Source organism: Amycolatopsis sp. NPDC004378 (assembly GCF_053602455.1).
Window position 1 is genome coordinate 307,041 of the sequence record NZ_JBSGDR010000009.1, and the last position, 17,483, is coordinate 324,523.

At 72.9% G+C, this 17,483-nt stretch carries 7 protein-coding genes and 1 pseudogene; 4 read left to right on the forward strand and 4 right to left on the reverse strand.

Annotated elements, in window-relative coordinates; all coding sequences use genetic code 11:
• Positions 1 to 176: 176 nt before the first annotated feature.
• The 3 genes from ACWEN0_RS26820 to ACWEN0_RS26830 are packed head-to-tail and all read right to left on the reverse strand — an operon-like array spanning position 177 to position 3,396.
• Positions 177 to 971 (reverse strand): NAD-dependent epimerase/dehydratase family protein, encoded by a 795-nt coding sequence (locus ACWEN0_RS26820; protein WP_451978992.1) that lies wholly within the window; start codon positions 969 to 971, stop codon positions 177 to 179.
• Positions 971 to 1,972 (reverse strand): Gfo/Idh/MocA family protein, encoded by a 1,002-nt coding sequence (locus ACWEN0_RS26825; protein ID WP_451978995.1) that lies wholly within the window; start codon positions 1,970 to 1,972, stop codon positions 971 to 973. Before ACWEN0_RS26825 ends, ACWEN0_RS26820 begins: the two co-directional genes overlap by 1 nt.
• The gene (locus ACWEN0_RS26830) at positions 1,951 to 3,396 is read right to left on the reverse strand and encodes an NDP-hexose 2,3-dehydratase family protein (protein ID WP_451978998.1); all 1,446 of its coding nucleotides are present in this window, start codon (positions 3,394 to 3,396) and stop codon (positions 1,951 to 1,953) included. Before ACWEN0_RS26830 ends, ACWEN0_RS26825 begins: the two co-directional genes overlap by 22 nt.
• Before the next feature lie 164 nt (positions 3,397 to 3,560).
• On the opposite strand from ACWEN0_RS26830, the gene ACWEN0_RS26835 reads away from it, so the two are divergent.
• Complete coding sequence (locus ACWEN0_RS26835) at positions 3,561 to 4,775, forward strand: macrolide family glycosyltransferase (protein ID WP_451979001.1); 1,215 nt, start codon at positions 3,561 to 3,563, stop codon at positions 4,773 to 4,775.
• Positions 4,776 to 4,783: 8 nt separating this feature from the next.
• Positions 4,784 to 14,971, forward strand: a pseudogene (locus tag ACWEN0_RS26840) (SDR family NAD(P)-dependent oxidoreductase); the annotation flags it as partial.
• Positions 14,972 to 15,061: 90 nt separating this feature from the next.
• On the opposite strand, the gene ACWEN0_RS26845 reads toward ACWEN0_RS26840, so the two are convergent.
• A complete protein-coding gene (locus ACWEN0_RS26845; protein WP_451979004.1) occupies positions 15,062 to 15,277 on the reverse strand; it encodes a hypothetical protein in 216 nt (71 codons plus the stop codon).
• Positions 15,278 to 15,558: 281 nt separating this feature from the next.
• On the opposite strand from ACWEN0_RS26845, the gene ACWEN0_RS26850 reads away from it, so the two are divergent.
• Entirely contained in the window at positions 15,559 to 16,530 is a 972-nt protein-coding gene (locus ACWEN0_RS26850) for an ABC transporter ATP-binding protein (protein WP_451979007.1), read from the forward strand.
• Between the two features lies 1 nt (position 16,531).
• Complete coding sequence (locus tag ACWEN0_RS26855) at positions 16,532 to 17,365, forward strand: ABC transporter permease (protein WP_451979010.1); 834 nt, start codon at positions 16,532 to 16,534, stop codon at positions 17,363 to 17,365.
• Positions 17,366 to 17,483: the final 118 nt, after the last annotated feature.

The following is a 17,483-nucleotide window of genomic DNA, read 5'->3' on the forward strand; positions in this document are numbered from 1 at the left end:
GAACTCGCGACCCACCGCGGGCGAGCACCCCACCGCGCGGAACCGCTCCCGAAGACCCGGCGGGAGAACTCCCCCCTCCCGCCTGCGAGGTACGACGTCCGGCCACCCAGCCCCCAGTACGGTGCGCCGGACGTCGTACCGCCACCAGTGGTCCGAAAAGGACGGGAGCCGGGTGGCTAGAACCGGCCGACGGCGGGCTCGGCCTCGAGGTGCCGCCGGGCGTTCTCGGTCAGCTCGTCGATGTTGCGGTCCAGCAGCGACTTCAGGTAGCCGGGACCGATGCCGAACTCGTCGAACCCGGGGACCAGGCCGCGCAGCTTGTCGATCCGGACCTCGCCGCGCTTGGCCGGGGTTTCGACCAGCTTGCGCTCGGCGCGGGTGCCGAGGCGCCGCTCCAGCTCGTCGACGATGCGCTCGATGGTCTCGGAGCGCCCGCTGGCCACGTTGACCACCTCGTCCCGCACGCCCTGGGTGAGCAGCGAGTCGAGCATCCCCAGCATGTCGCCGACGTCGAGCAGGTCGCGGGACACCCCCGAGTGCAGGGTGACCGAGCCGGAGAGCAGTTGACGGGTCAGCGACGGCAGCAGCTGGTGCGGCTGCTGGCCCGGCCCGACGATGTGCGACAGCCGCAGCACCAGCCACCGCGCGCCGGAGAGCGCGCAGACGCGTTCGAGGCAGAGCTTGTGCCTGCCGTACGGGGTGAGCGGGAAGACCGCGCCGGCCTCGCTGCCCATCGACTGGTCGGCGCCGTACATGCCGGTCGACGCCGTGGACAGGAAGATCACGGTGCGCCCGGCCGCGCGGCAGCGGTGGATCACGTCGTAGACCAGCGTCGCCTCGCGCTGGAACGCCGACACGTCGTTGACGAGCACCGTCGACACGCCCGCCGCGATGAGCGTGACGTCCGGGTGCCGGTCGCCGAAGAAGCGCCGGGTGTGGCGCGCGATGAAGCCGTTGCCGATGATCTCCATCAGGGGGTCACCGCCTCGGTGGCGCTCGCGCGCACGTCGTCGGCGAGGCGCGCGGTTTCGGCGGACGAGGTCAGCCACGCCGCTTCACCCTCGTCACGCCCGGCCAGCGCGGCGCGGGCGAACGAGCGCACCGACAGCTCGAACTGGTGCGCCGGGGGCAGCCAGAGCTCCTCGACGTGGTCCTGTTCTTCGATGCGCAGCACGGGTTGCCGCCCCGGCGGCGGGGTGAACGCGCGGTCGAGCGAAAGCGCGGCGGTGCTGCCCCACAGGTCGTAGCGCGAGCGGTAGCTGTGCTCGAACCCGAATTCCACGGACGCGGTCACGCCGGTCGGGGAAGTGAGCAGGGCGTGCCCGGCGACGTCCACGCCGGTCTCGTCGAAGCGCAGGGTGGCGCCGGTGACCCGGAGCCCGGGGCCCAGCAGGAAGAGCGCGGCCCGCAGCGGGTAGACGCCGACGTCGAGCAGGGCCCCGCCGCCGAGCGACGGCTGGTAGCGGATGTCGTCGCCGGGCAGCGGCGGGATGCCGAACGCCGCGGTGAACGTCCGCAGCTCACCGAGCCGGCCGCCCTCGACGAGCTCGCGCACCCGCGTGTGCTGCGGGTGGTGCACGAACGTGAAGTTCTCGCGCAGCACCAGGTCCTGCTTCGTGGCCAGCCCGGCCAGGTCCTCGGCCTGCTGCCGGTTCAGCGTGAGCGGCTTCTCGCACAGCACGTGTTTCCCGGCCAGCAGGGCTTTTCGGGTCCACTCGTGGTGCAGCGCGGTCGGCAGCGAGATGTACACGGCGTCGACGTCGGAGCTGTCCAGCAGCTCGTCGTAGGTCGAGGCGGTGACGCCGAAACGCCGGGCGAACTCCTTCGCCTTCTCCGGCGAGCGCGCCGCGACCTCGGTCAGTTCGAGCTCGGCCACCCCGGCCAGGGCGGGCAGCGTGCGCCGCGCGGCGATCGACGAACAGCCGAGCGCGCCGAGCCGGATCGCCCCGGTCACCGCAGGCCCCGCAGGCACGCGATCAGGCTCCGGGCCTGCACGTTGACGTAGTGGCTGTGCCGCAGCAGCTCGTTGAGCTGGGCGAGGGTGAGCCAGCGGAAGTCGGGCAGCCCGGCGTCCGGGAAGTCCGCGGGCACCTCGATGATCTGGTAGTCGCTGTAGGCGTGGTGGAAGCGCCCGCCCTCTTCGGAGAGCTGGGCGGAGAAGAGGACTTGGTCCTCGCTCCTGGCGAGCACCATGTCGAGGAACGGCGGCCGGTCCGGTGGTGCGGTGAACACGTAGTTGTCCGGGGTGCACTGGACGGTCGGCGCGAGCTCCACGACGTCGAGGTAGCCGGGCTCGACCCGCGCGTTGAGCAACGCGTGCAGCACGCCGTCGACGCGCTTGACCAGCAGCGCGACCACGCCCGCGCCGTGCGGGCGGACCAGCGGCTGGGTCCACTGCGCGACTTCGCGCCCGTTGGTGGCGATGTCGACGGCGATGATGCTGAAGAACAGGCCGAGCTCGTGCGAGATCGCGGACGGCGTCCGGACCCAGTTCGCGACGTCGCGCAGCGGGAGCGGGCTGGTGCGCACGACGTGCTGCGCCTGCCGCGAGGTGATCCAGCTGAGCACCTCGGTGCGGGTGTGCAGGCTGCCGGTGTGCTGGGCCGACGACCGCGCCACCGAAGCGGCGAGCTCGCTCACGGCGTCGCCCTCGTGCCCCTCGATCCCGGCGGGCATGCAGGACAGCACCGTGCGGGCGTCCATGTTGACGAGGTTGTCCTGCTTGAGCAGCTCGTGCAGCTGGCCGAGGGTGAGCCACCGGAAGTCGTCGGGCAGTTCGCCGTCCACGGCGTACTCCGGGGCTTCGACGATCATGTTCCGGTTGCGCTTGCGGTAGAACCAGGAGCCCTGCTCGGACTGCAGGACGTCGGCGAGCACGGTTTCCGGGTCGGGGTCGCGGAAGTGTTCGAGGTAGGGGACCGGCCGGCCGCCGTGGACGCGCGTGTAGTTGCTCTTCGTCGCCTGGACGGTCGGCGAAACCTGGACGCCGTTGACGTTGCCCGGTTCGGACTTCGCCTGCATCAGGCAGTGCAGGACGCCGTCGATCTCCTTGACGAGGATGCCGAGGATGCCGATCTCCGGCTGGTTGATGATCGGCTGGGACCAGTGCGTGACCGGGCCGTGGTCGGTGTCGACCGCCAGCCCCTCGACGCCGAAGAAGCGGCCGCTTTCGTGGCGCAGGTTCCCGCTCCCGGCGTCGAAGCCCCACTGGCGCAGCTCGCCGAACTCGATGCGCCGCACCTCGTGGTGGTGGGCGAGGTTGCGCTCGGCGATCCACTCGGCCAGGTGCGCGTTCGGGGTCGCGACGCCGTCGATGGCGGCCGCCGACTTCGCCAGCCGGTGGGGCAGCGTCACGTCCGGTTTGCGGAGCAAGCCGGTGCCGGTGTGACGGTCCATCGATTCACCTCGCGTTGCCGGCGGACGGGATGTCCTCAGTTGTAGCGAGGAGAAACTAGGAGGAATGCTGGTCTTTCCGGCGGCTCCGCGGGGACACTAGTTGATTCATTGGATTCCCTGTGCGCGCCCGGGGAGCGGGCCCCGGCCGACCTAGGGTGACCGGCGTGGACGTCTCCGCCAGGCATGTCGCCTTTTTCGGTTTTCCGGGCTTCGGGCACATCCGGCCGACGCTGCCGGTGGTCCGCGAGCTGCTCGCGCGCGGGCACGAAGTGTCCTACGTGGTCGCCGAACGGTTCGCCGGTGTGGTCCGCGAAACCGGCGCGAACGTGTTCACCTACCACTCGGACTTCCCCGAGTCGATGCCGGACGTCCACACCGCCGACGACCTGGCGACCGTCCTCGCGCACTACCTCGACGAAGCGTTCGCGCCGCTGGCCACCGCGTGGCGGGCGTTCGCGGACCACCCGGTCGACCTCGTCGTCGAGGACGTGCTGAGCACCGACGTCGGCGGGTTCGTCGCGCGCCGCGCCGGCTGCGGCGTCGTCCGCCTGTTCGCCGGGTTCGGCGGCAACGACGAAGTTCCGCTCAACGGCAGTGAAACCGAGCTTGCCGAGCCGCTCGACCCCGCGCACCCCGTGCTGGCCGCCTGCGGTGAACGGGTGAAAGCGCGGCTCGCGGAGTTCGGTTTGGACAGTCCGCAGGACTCCGCCCGGGGCGGTGCGGTGGTCGCGAACCTCGTGTTCGTGCCCCGCGCCTTCCAGCCGCGCGCCGAGTGCTTCGGCGAGGAGTTCGTGTTCGTCGGCCCGACCGGCGGCGACGGCGGCCCGGTGCGCGGCGGCTGGGCCCCGCCCGCGACGGACCCGGTCGTGCTGGTGTCACTGGGCACGTCGTCCAACAGCAACCCCGGCTTCTTCACCGCCTGCGGCCAGGCCTTCGCGGGCACCGGCTGGCGCGTCGTGATGACCACCGCCGGGCACGTCGGCGACGACGTCGCGGCGGCCATGCCGGACAACGTCGAGCTGCACTCCTGGCTCGACCACCGCGCGGTCCTGCCGCACACCGACGTCGTCGTCTGCCAGGCGGGGACGGGGTCGCTGATGGACGCGTTCGGCCACGGCGTCCCGGTGGTCGCCGTGCCGCAGCGGCCCGAGGCGCGGGTGACGGCCCAGCAGGTCGAACGCCTGGGCCTGGGCCGCGCGTTGCTCGAAGACGTGACCGGGGACGACGTGCGCGACGCCGTCCTGGCCGTGGCCGCCGACCGGGCCGTGGCGGCCGAGGTCGCGCGGATGCGGGCCGCGATCGAGACGTCCGGGGGCGCCAGGCGGGCGGCGGACGTCCTCGAACAAGCCGTGCGTTCCACCGACGGAGAACGGGCATGAGCGACGACGACAAGCTGCGCGGGTACCTCAAGAAGGTCACCGCGGACCTGTACCGGACACGCGAGCGGCTGCGCGACGCGGAGGACCGCGAGCACGAGCCGATCGCCATCGTGGCGATGAGCTGCCGCTACCCCGGCGGCGTCCGCTCGCCGGAGGACCTCTGGGACCTCGTGGCCTCGGGCCGCGACGCGATCTCGGGGTTTCCCGTCAACCGCGGCTGGGACCTCGACGCGCTCTACGACCCCGACCCCGAGCGGGCCGGGAAGTGCTATACGCGCCACGGTGGTTTCCTGCACGACGCCGACCGGTTCGATCCCGAGTTCTTCGGGATCTCCCCGCGTGAAGCGCAGACGATCGACCCGCAGCAGCGGCTGCTGCTCGAAACGGCCTGGGAGGCGTTCGAGCGCGGCGGGATCGACCCGGCGACGCTGCGCGGCAGCAGCACCGGCGTGTTCGCCGGGGTGATGTACAACGACTACGCCACGCGCCTGACCGACCTGCCCGCGAGCCTCGAAGGCTATGTGGGCAACGGAAGCGCGGCCAGCATCGCGTCCGGCCGGGTGGCCTACACCTTCGGGCTGGAGGGCCCGGCCGTCACCGTCGACACCGCCTGCTCGTCATCGCTGGTCGCCCTGCACTGGGCCGCGCAGGCCCTGCGGCGCGGCGACTGCTCGCTCGCGCTGGCCGGCGGGGTCGCGGTGATGTCGACGCCGGTGACGTTCATCGGGTTCAGCCGGCAGCGCGGCCTCTCGCCGGACGGCCGGTGCCGCTCGTACGCCGATGCCGCCGACGGGACGGGCTGGGGCGAGGGTGCCGGGTTCCTCCTGCTGGAACGGCTTTCCGACGCGCGGCGCAACGGGCATCCGGTGCTCGCCGTGGTGCGGGGCTCGGCCGTCAACTCCGACGGCGCGAGCAGCGGGCTCACCGCGCCGAACGGGCCTTCGCAGCAGCGGGTCATCCGGGCCGCGCTCGCCGACGCCGGACTGTCCTCTTCGGACATCGACGTCGTCGAAGGGCACGGCACCGGGACCACCCTCGGCGACCCGATCGAAGTGCAGGCGCTGCTGGCGACCTACGGCCGTGAACGCGCGGGACGGGCGCCGCTGTGGCTGGGCTCCGCGAAGTCGAACATCGGCCACACGCAGGCGGCGGCCGGAGTCGGCGGGGTGATCAAGATGGTGATGGCGCTGCGCAACGAACTGCTGCCGCGCACCCTGCACGCCGCCGAGCCCACGTCCAAAGTGGACTGGGACGCCGGGGAAGTCGAGCTGCTGCAGGAGGCCGTCGCCTGGCCCGCGGGCGAGCGGCCGCGCCGGGCCGGGGTCTCGTCGTTCGGCGTCAGCGGAACGAACGCCCACACGATCATCGAGCAGGCACCCGAACTCGAAGGGGTCGTCGAAGACGCCGGCTCTCCTGGCCTGGTTCCGGTGGTCCTGTCGGCGAAGAGTCCCGAGGCGTTGCGGGAGCAGGCTGCCCGGCTTCTGTCGCATGTGGATGGACACCGACCGGTCGACCTGGCGTTTTCGCTGGCCACCACGCGGGCCGCGTTCGACCATCGCGCGGTCGTCGTCGCGGAGACGGCCGAGGAACTGCGGGACGGGCTCACCGAGCTGACGTCCGCCGGTGAAACCGTCCCGGGCAAGACGGCGTACGTCTTCGCGGGTCAGGGCGCGCAGCAGCCGGGCATGGGACGCGGGTTGTACGCGGCGTTCCCCGTGTTCGCGCAAGCCTTCGACGAGATCTGCGCGGCCTTCGCCGGACTGCGCGAGCTGGTCTTCGACGGCGGCGACCTGGACCGCACCGAAGTGACGCAGCCCGCGTTGTTCGCCGTGGAGGTCGCGCTCTACCGGCTCCTGGAATCCTGGGGCCTGACCCCGGACTTCGTCCTGGGTCACTCGATCGGCGAGCTGGCCGCGGCGCACGTCGCCGGGGTGTTCTCGGTGGAAGACGCGTGCCGCCTGGTCGCCGCGCGGGCGCGGCTCATGCAGTCCGTGTCCGCCGAAGGGGCGATGGCTTCCGTGCCCGCCACCGAGGACGAGGTCCGGTCGCGGCTGCGCGAGGGCGTGGGCATCGCCGCGATCAACGGACCGAAGGCGGTGGTCGTCTCCGGGGACGTCGACGCCGTCGACGAGGTTGCCGCGCAGTTCGCCGGAGCGAAGCGGCTGCGGGTCAGCCATGCCTTCCACTCGGCGCACATGGACTCGATCCTGGACGCGTTCCGCGCGGTCGCCGAGACGATTTCCTATGCGGCGCCTAAGATTCCCGTGGTGTCCAATGTGACCGGTGAGCCTTCGGACGTCGCCTCGGCGGAGTACTGGGCCGGGCACATCCGGGCCACCGTCCGCTTCCACGACGGCATGCGCTGGCTCGCCGAGCACCGGGTGACGCGCTTCGTCACGCCCGGGCCCGGCGGCGCGGCCGCCGCGATGGCCGGGGACTGCGTGCCGGACGCGCTGGTGGTGCCCGTCCTGCGCAGGGACCGGGACGAGGTGCGCACCTTCACCGAAGCCGTCGGGCGGCTGCACGTCGCCGGGTTCGGCCCGGACTGGGCGGCCGTGTTCGCCGGCCGGGGCGCGCGGGTCGTGGACCTGCCGACCTACGCCTTCCAGCGCGAGCGCTACTGGCTCGACGGGCAGCGCGCGGTCACCCCGTCCGGCGCGCTGTACCGCGTCGAGCGGGTCCCGGCGACCGCCACCAGCCCGGCCGTCGACTGGCACGACCTGGCCGGGGACGTCCCCCCGGTCGTGTTCTTCCGGTGCGAGGCCGAAGGCGACGTCGTCGAGGCGGCCCACGCCCAGGCCCGGGAAGTCCTGGCGCTGCTGCGGAAGTGGCTGAGCGACGACCGCTACGCGCAGTCCAAGCTGGTCTTCGTCACCCGGGGCCTCGCCGGTGCCGCGGTGCGCGGCCTGGTCCGCTCCGCGCAGGCCGAGCACCCCGGCCGGTTCGTCCTGGCCGACGCCGACGAACTTCCCGCCGCGTTCGTCGTCGAGGAGCCGGAAGCCACCTACGTCCGAGGCGAAGTCACCGTGCCGCGGCTCGTCGAGTCCACTTCTGACGAACGCGGTGTCCGTCTGGAAGGGACCGTCCTCATCACCGGCGGGGCCGGTTCGCTCGGCGGCGAGCTGGCCCGGCACCTGGTCCGCGCGCACGACGTGCGGCGGCTCGTCCTCGTGAGCCGGCGCGGTCCGGAGGCGCCGGGCGCGCGGGAACTCGAGGCCGAGCTGGCCGCGGAGGGGGCCGAGGTCGTGCTCGCCGCCTGTGACGTCACCGACCGGGACGCCCTGGCCGCCCTGCTCGGCGAGATCGGCCCGCTCACCGCGGTGGTGCACGCGGCCGGCGTGCTCGACGACGGCGTGGTCGCCGCGCTCACCCCCGAGCGGCTCGACGCCGTCCTGCGGCCCAAGCTCGACGCGGCCTGGCACCTGCACGAACTCACCGACGGCCTGTCCGCCTTCGTCCTGTTCTCCTCGGCCGCCGGGGTCCTCGGCGGCGCCGGGCAGGGCAACTACGCGGCGGGCAACACCTTTCTCGACGCACTCGCCGCGCACCGGCGGGCGAACGGGCTGCCCGCGGTGTCGCTGGCCTGGGGCCCGTGGGTCCCGGACGGCGGGATGACCGGGCAGCTGACCGATGCGGACGTCGCCCGCATGCGCCACGGCGGTGTCCGGCCGCTGCCGGTCCGGGACGCGTTGCGCCTGTTCGACCGCGCGTTGGCCGGTCCCGAAGCCCTGGTCGTGCCGATCGATCTCGCCGCCGACGACCTCGACGCCACGCGGCCGCTGCTGAGCGGTCTCACCGGGGAGGCGGCCACCTCGTCCGGCGTCCCCGCCGACGCGCTCGAGCTGGTCCGGGCCCAGGTGGCCGCGGTCCTCGGCCACGCCTCGACGGCGAGCGTGCGTGCGGACCGGCCCTTCGCCGACTTCGGGTTCGACTCGCTGACCGCGGTCGAGCTGCGCAACGCCCTCGCCCGCGAGACCGGCCTGGCCCTGCCGTCGACGCTGATCTTCGATCACCCGACACCGCGCGCGCTCGCCGAACACCTCCTGGGCGCCGCCGACCGCGGACCCGCCGAGCCGGCGGCCCGGGCCGCCGACGAGCCGATCGCGATCGTCGCGATGAGCTGCCGGTTCCCCGGCGGCGTCAGCACGCCCGAGCAGCTGTGGGAGCTCCTCGAGACCGGCCGGGACGTCATCGCGCCGTTCCCCGCCGACCGCGGCTGGGACCTGGACACGCTCTACCACCCGGACCCCGACCACCCCGGCACCTGCTACACGCGGGAAGGCGGTTTCCTCGACGACGCGGCCGGGTTCGACCCGGAGTTCTTCGAGGTGTCGCCGCGGGAAGCCGTCGCCATGGACCCGCAGCAGCGGCTGTTGCTGGAGACCGCCTGGGAGGCGTTCGAACGCGCCGGGATCGACCCGTCGGTGCTGCGCGGCAGCCGCACCGGCGTGTTCGCCGGGACCAACGGCCAGGACTACTCGACGCTGTTGCGAGATTCGCCCGACGACGTCGCCGGGCACCTCGGCACCGGCAACGCGGCCAGCGTGCTGTCCGGCCGCGTCTCCTACACCTTCGGGCTCGAAGGCCCGGCCGTCACCGTCGACACGGCGTGCTCGTCTTCGCTGGTCGCGCTGCACCTCGCGGCGCAGTCGCTGCGGTCCGGTGAGTGCTCGCTGGCGCTGGCCGGCGGTGTCACGGTGATGGCCAGCCCCGCCGGGTTCGTCGAGTTCAGCCGGCAGCGCGGGCTGGCCGAAGACGGCCGCTGCAAGGCGTTCGGCGAGGCCGCCGACGGGACCGGCTGGTCCGAGGGCGCCGGGATCCTGCTGCTGGAACGGCTTTCCGACGCCCGGCGCAACGGCCGCCGGGTGCTGGCGGTGCTGCGCGGCTCGGCGGTGAACCAGGACGGGGCGAGCAACGGCCTCACCGCGCCCAACGGCCCGTCACAGCAACGCGTCATCCGGGCCGCGCTGGCCGACGCCGGGCTCGAACCGTCCGATGTGGACGCCGTGGAGGCACACGGCACCGGCACCCGGCTCGGCGACCCGATCGAAGCCCAGGCGCTGCTCGCCACCTACGGGCAGGACCGCGAACGTCCACTGTGGCTCGGCGCGGTCAAGTCGAACCTCGGCCACACCCAGGCCGCCGCCGGGGTCGCCGGCGTGCTCAAGATGGTCCTGGCGCTGAACCACGAGGTGCTGCCGCGGACCCTGCACGCCGACGTCCCCTCGGAGCGCGTCGACTGGGCCGCCGGGCAGGTCCGGCTGCTGACCGAGCCGGTCGCCTGGCCGGCCGCGGACCGGCCGCGCCGGGCCGCCGTGTCCGCGTTCGGCTTCAGCGGCACCAACGCGCACGCCGTGCTGGAAGAGGCGCCCGCCGCCGAGTCCACTGTGGAGCCGTCGAAGTCCGTGCTGTGGCCGTTGTCCGGCCACACCGAGGCGGCCCTGGCCGCTCAGGCCGCGGCAGTGGTTCCGGTGGCTTCGGCCGGTCTCGACGGCATCGGTGCCGCGCTGGCCGCCCGGACGGTGTTCGACCACCGGGCCGTCGTGCTCGCGCCCGACCGGGACACCGCGCTGCGGAACCTGCGCCTGCTGGCCGAGGGTGGCGAAGGCCCCGGCGTCGTGCGCGGCCGCGTCACCGGCGAGGGTCGCACGGCGTTCCTGTTCACCGGTCAGGGCGCGCAACGCGCGGGCATGGGACTCGCGCTGCGCGAGGAGTTCCCGGTGTTCGCCGAGACCTTCGACGCGGCCTGCGCGCTCTTCGACGCCGAACTGGACGTCCCGCTGCGCGACGTCATCGCCGAGGGCGGCGAGCAGCTGGACCGGACGCGGTTCACGCAGCCCGCGCTGTTCGCGGTCGAGGTCGCGTTGTTCCGCCTGCTGGAGTCGTGGGGCCTGACCCCGGACTTCGTCCTGGGCCACTCGATCGGCGAGCTGGCGGCGGCCCACGTCGCGGGGGTGCTGACGCTCGAGGACGCCTGCACGCTGGTCGCCGCGCGTGGCCGGCTCATGCAGGCGCTGCCCGCGTCGGGTGCGATGGTGGCCCTGCGCGCGACGGAAGAAGAAGTCCGCCCGCTGCTCACCGCGTCGGCGGGGATCGCCGCCGTCAACGGCCCGGCGTCGGTCGTGGTGTCCGGAGTGGAGGACGACGTCCTCGGCATCGCCGCGCACTTCACCCGGCTGGGCCGGGAAACCAAGCGGCTGCGCACCAGCCACGCGTTCCACTCCCCGCTGATGGACCCGATGCTCGCGCCGTTCCGGGAGATCGCCGCCGGACTGTCCACCGCGGACCCGGTGCTGGGCGTGGTCTCGAACCGCACCGGCCGGCTCGCCACCGCCGCCGAACTGCGCTCGCCCGAGCACTGGGTCCGGCACGTGCGGGACGAGGTCCGGTTCGCCGACGGCGTCGGCTGGCTGGCCTCCCGGGGGGTCACGCGGTTCGTCGAGGTCGGGCCGGACGCGGTGCTCTCGGCGATGGTCCCCGAATGCGTCGAAGACGCGGTGTTCGTGACCGCGACCCAGCGGCGCACGCGGCCGGCCGTCGAGGCCGTGCTGACCGCGGTGGCCGAAGCGCACGTGCACGGTTTCTCCCCGGACTGGGCGAAGCTGATCCCGCCGGGTGCACGGGCGGAGTTGCCGACCTACGCGTTCCAGCGCCGCCGGTTCTGGCCCGGCACGGCCGCGGGCCGCGCGGGCGACGTCGCGACCGCCGGGCTGGCGGCCAGCCCGCACCCGTTCCTCGGCGCCACCGCCGAACTGGCCGGGGACGCGGGTGTCCTCGGCACCGGCCGGATCTCCCTGCGCACGCACCCGTGGCTCGCCGACCACGCCATCGGCGGCTCGGTGCTCTTCCCCGGCACGGCGTTCGTCGACCTGGCCGTCGACGCGGGCGACCGCGCCGGCTGCGCCCAGGTCGAGGAGCTGACGCTCGGCGCGCCACTGGTGCTGCCCGCGTCCGGCGGCGTCCGGCTCCAGGTGCTGACCGGCGCGCCGGACGAGTCCGGGGCCCGCGCACTGACCATCCACTCGCGCCCGGAAGACGCGGCTGCCGACACCCCGTGGACGTTGCACGCGAGCGGCGTGCTGACCCCGGCGGTCCCGGTACGCGGCGCCGACCTCGCCGCCTGGCCGCCTGCCGGCGCGAAAACCCTCGAGACGGGCGGGCTCAACGAGCGGCTCGCGGACAGCGGCTTCGGCTACGGGCCCGTCTTCCGGGGCCTGCGGCGGGCGTGGCGGCACGGCGAGGACGTCTACGCCGAGGTCGAGCTGCCCGAGGACACCGCGGACGGGGCGTTCGGGCTGCACCCGGCGCTGCTCGACGCCGTCCTGCACGCGGCCGCGTTCCTGCCCTTCCCCCCGGCCCCGAACGGGCGCCTGCCGTTCTCCTGGCGCGGGGTGTCCTTGCACGCGGAGGGCGCGCGTGCGCTGCGGGTGCGGCTCACCCGCACCGGTGCCGAGTCCCTCGCGATCACCGTCGCCGACTCCGCCGGGCGAGCCGTCGCGACCGTGGAATCCCTGGCCCTGCGGGAGTTCTCGCCCGACCAGCTCACCGCCCGGCCGGACGCGCTGTACCGGCTGACCTGGCCCGCGTACGACGGCGACCCGGTCGGCCTGCCCGACGTCGAGGTGGTTCCCTTCGAGACCCGGCCGGTGCGGGAAGCGACGCGGGCCGCGCTCACCTTGATCCAGTCCTGGCTCGCCGAAGACCGCCCGGCCAAGCTCGTGCTGCTGACCTCCGGCGCGGTCGTCGCCGAGGACGGCGACGGGCCGGGGGATCCGGCGCTCGCCGCGGTCTGGGGCCTGGTGCGCTCGGCGCAGTCGGAACACCCGGGCCGGTTCGTGCTGGTGGATTCCGACGGCTCCCTCGACGTCGCCGACGCGGTGGCGACGGGGGAGAACCAGGTCGCCGTCCGCGGCGGCACGGTCCGGGTCGCGCGGCTGGCCAAGGAAACGGACGCGCTGACCGTGCCCGCGGGCGACTGGCGGCTCGACATCGCCGAGCGCGGCACCCTCGACGGGCTGACCGTGGTGGCCTGCCCGGAGTTCGCCGGGCCGGTGGCGCCGGGCGCGGTCCGGATCGCCGTGCGCGCGGCCGGGGTCAACTTCCGGGACGTGCTCAACACCCTCGGCATGTACCCGGGCCCGGCCACCTCGCCGGGGCTGGAGGGCGCCGGGGTGGTCACGGCGGTCGGCGAGGATGTCACGCGCTTCGCGCCCGGCGACCGCGTCATGGGCATGTTCGGCGGCGCGTTCGGGCCGGTGGCGGAGGTCGACGAACGCCTGCTCTGCCGGTTGCCCGCCGGGATGTCGTTCGCCCAGGGCGCTTCGGTGCCGGTCGTGTTCCTGACCGCGCTCTACGCCCTGACCGACCTCGGTGATCTGCGTCCCGGCGAAACCGTCCTGGTGCACGCGGCGGCGGGCGGTGTCGGCATGGCCGCGGTGCAACTCGCGCGTCAGCTCGGCGCCGAGGTGTACGGCACCGCGAGCACCGGGAAGTGGGACACGCTGCGGGAGTCGGGCTTGACGGACGACCACATCGCGTCCTCGCGGACCCTCGACTTCGAGCACGAGTTCCGGGCGGCGACGGACGGGCGCGGCGTCGACGTCGTGCTCGACTCGCTCGCCGGCGACTTCGTCGACGCGTCCCTGCGGCTGCTGCCCCGCGGCGGCCGGTTCCTGGAGATGGGCAAGACCGACGTGCGCGATCCCGAGCGCGTCGCGGCCGATCACCCGGGCGTCCGGTACCAGGCGTTCGACCTCGTCGAAGCCGGGTACGACCGGATCCGCGAGCTGTTCGACCGGCTGCTGGGGTGGTTCGAAGCCGGGGTGCTGACGCCGCTGCCGGTCACCGCGTGGGACGTCCGGCACGCGCCGGCGGCGTTCCGGCACGTGAGCCAGGCGAAGCACGTCGGCAAGGTCGTGCTCACCGTGCCCGCGCCGCTCGATCCCGACGGCACCGTGCTGATCACCGGCGGCACCGGCGGTCTGGGCCGGCTGCTGGCCCGGCACCTGGCGTCCTCCGGCGTCCGGCACCTGCTGCTGGCTTCGCGGCGTGGTCCGGCCGCTTCGGGCGCCGAGGAGCTGCGGGCCGAGCTTTCCGCCCTGGGCGCCGAAACTTCGTTCGCCGCCTGCGACGCGGCCGACCGGGACGCGCTGGCGCGGGTGCTCGCCGACGTCCCGGCGGACCACCCGCTGACCGCCGTGGTGCACGCGGCCGGGGTGCTCGACGACGGGCTCGTCGGCTCGCTCACCCCGGACCGGCTGGACGCCGTGCTGCGGCCCAAGGCGTCCGCCGCGGCCCACCTGGACGCGCTGACGCGGGACCTGGACCTGTCGGCGTTCGTGCTGTTCTCGTCGGCGGCGGGCGTGCTCGGCGCACCCGGGCAGGCGAACTACGCGGCCGCGAACGCCTTCCTCGACGGGCTCGCCCGCCGGCGTCGCTCGGCGGGCCTGCCGGCGCTGGCGCTGGCGTGGGGGCCGTGGCTGCCGGCCGGCGGCATGACGGCCGGGCTGACCGACGCCGACGTGCGGCGCATGTCGCGGTCCGGGCTGCCGCCACTCCCCGTCGAGCAGGGCTTGGCGTTGTTCGACGCGGGCCTGGGCGCGCCGGACGCGGTGCTCGTGCCGATGCTGGTCGACGTGCGGGCGATGAGCGAGGTTCCGGACCAGCTGCGCGGAGTGGTCCGGACCACGGTCCGGCGCCGGGCGGCGGCCGCGGCGCCGGCGGACCTGCGGGAGCGGCTCGCGGCCGCGTCCGGCGAGCACCGGCGGGAGGCGCTGCTGGAGCTGGTGTGCGCGCAGGTGGGCGCGGTGCTGGGCTACGGCCCGGAAAGCGTGGACCCGGCGCGGGTGTTCAAGGAGCTGGGCTTCGACTCGCTGACCGCGGTCGAGCTGCGCAACCGGCTGAGCACCGCGAGCGGCGTCCGCCTGCCGGCGACGCTGATCTTCGACTACCCGACCCCGGCGGCGCTGGCCGGGTACCTGGGCGAGGAACTGTTCCCGGAGTCCGGTGCGGACGCGGAAGAGCACGAGATCCGGGCGGCGCTGGCGTCGATTCCGGTGGCGCGGTTCCGGGAAGCGGGGTTGCTGGAGGCACTGCTGAAACTGAGCGGCCGCGAGGTGCCGGACCCGGAAGAGGACGACTTCGGCGACATGGCCGTCGACGACCTCGTGCGGCTGGCGCTGGGAGCCGAAGAATAGGAAAGCGCGGACGAACGGAAGCGGCCGCCCCGGTGTCCTTCCCCGACAAAGGACACCAGGACGGCCGCCGAGTTCCGCCGCGGTCGTTTTTCAGGAGATGAAGAAGCGGCGCCTCCCCTGGGCCGTCGTGCGGCGCGCCGTCGCGCTGCGGACGAAGAACAGCAGTCCCACCACTATCGTCACGCCGCCGCCGACCACGCCGATCGTGTGCTGGCCCGCGTTGATGATGATCGCGATCCCGCCCGCGACGAGAATCAATCCCATGACGAGGGAAACGAACGGCCGTCCACCTTGGTCTTTCGCCATTTGAAACTCCTTTGGAACGAGGGTCGACGAAATCTCTTGTGATCGATTCAAGCACACGCCGCACAGCGTTGTGAGTCCTCGAAAGTCGTCTTCCGACCATCGAAAGTTGACGTTGCCCGGGTTGCGGGTCGCTCCCGGTGCTGGGACGATCACGCTGGTACGGGGGGTTGCAACTTTGGTTGCGGTGACAAGCGACCTTCTGCAGTAGCCCGGCCGGGGGAACAGCCGGTTGACTGGTAGTCAGGTACAGCGATATCCAGGATCGAATACGGAGCAAGCGCTTGATCACAGCACGAGATCTGACGAAGCGATACGGGGACACGACCGCCGTCCACGGCTTGTCCTTCGACATCAAGCCTGGCGTCGTGACCGGTTTCCTGGGCCCGAACGGGGCCGGCAAGTCGACCACCATGCGGATGATCCTCGGCCTGGACACCCCGAGCGGTGGCTCGGTCACGGTCAACGGCAAGGCTTACCGCGACCTGCCCGCGCCGATGCGCGAGGTGGGTGCGCTGCTCGACGCGAAGGCCGTCCAGGGATCCCGCACGGCGTACCGGCACCTGCAGTGGGTGGCGCAGGCCGGCGGCATCCCCCGCAAACGCGTCGACGAGGTGCTCGACACCGTCGGCCTCACCGACGTCGCGGGCAAGAAGGTGGGGAACTTCTCCCTCGGCATGTACCAGCGGCTCGGCATCGCCACGGCCCTGCTGGGCGACCCGCCGACGCTGCTGTTCGACGAGCCGGTCAACGGCCTCGACCCGGAAGGCATCTTCTGGATCAGGACGCTGATGCAGGACCTCGCCGCCGAAGGGCGGACGGTCTTCGTGTCCAGCCACCTGATGAACGAGATGGAAGAGACCGCCGCGCACGTCATCGTGATCGGCCGCGGCGAGCTGATCGCCGACATGCCGATCACCGACTTCACCCAGCGCAGCGCGCGCAGCCACGTCCACGTGGTCTCGCCGCAGGCCGCCGAGCTCGCCGAAGCGCTCGAGCGCGCGGGCGGCAAGGTGACCAAGCTGGACGACGGTTCGCTCAACGTCGTCGGCATGGACGCGCCGGAGATCGGTGACCTGGCCCTGGAACGCCGGCTCGGGTTGCACGAGCTGACGCCGGTCCGCGCGAGCCTCGAGGCCGCGTTCATGGACCTCACCAAGGACAGCGTGCAGTACCGCTCCCACAACGGCGCGCCGCCGGAGGAGCACAAGGTTCTCGAGACGGCCCGCGCGCTCGCGGCGGAAGGGAGTGAGTGACGTGACGACGGCAACGGCTGCCCTGCCGGCGGCGAAGACCTCGCCCGGCATCACGAACACGCTCACCGCGGAGTGGACCAAGCTCCGGTCGGTCCGGTCGACCTGGCTCGTCGTCATCGCCGCGGCGGTGGTCAGCGTCGGGTTCTCCGTGCTGTTCAGCTTCCTGACCGAACAGGACTACAAGAACCTGCCCGGCGAGCAGCGCATCGACTTCGACGCGGCCGGCACCAGCATGGTCGGGATGAACCTCGGCCTGATCCTGCTGTCGGTGCTCGGCGCGCTCGCCGTGTCCGGCGAGTACTCGACCGGGATGATGCGCCTGACCCTGGCCATCACCCCGCACCGCGGCCGGGTCCTCATCTCGAAGGCCGTGGTCGTCGGGCTGCTGTCCTTCGTGCTCGGCACGGTGTTCGCGGCGGCGGCGTTCTTCATCGGCCAGCTCGTCCTCGGCATCAACCCGGACATCCCGACGCTCGGCCTCGGCGGCCCGGGCGTGCTGCGCAGCCTGCTCGGCTGGGGCGCGGAGATGGCCGCGTTCGCGTTGCTGGCGCTGGCGTTCGGCGTGATGTTCCGCAGCGCGGCGGGCGCCATCGCGACGGCGATCGGCTTCATCTTCGCCCCGGCGATCCTGGGCGCGTTCCTGCCGGCGTGGGTCCAGCGCGACATCCTCGCGTACTTCCCGGCGTCGGCGGCGGAGCAGCTGAGCACGGCCCAGCTCAAGACGGACTCGGCGACCTACCTCGGCCCGCTCACCGGCGGCGGCACGCTGCTGACGTGGGTCGCGGTGGCCCTGGTGGTGGCGTTCTCCCTGATGGGCAAGCGCGACTCCGGCTGAGCGGGTCCGCCGCGGCTGGTCGTGAGTGTTCAGGGCGGATCCGACACCCCCGGAAACAACAAAGATCACTAGAAAACACAGAAAAACAAAAAAAACCAAAAAAAAAAATTAATATTTG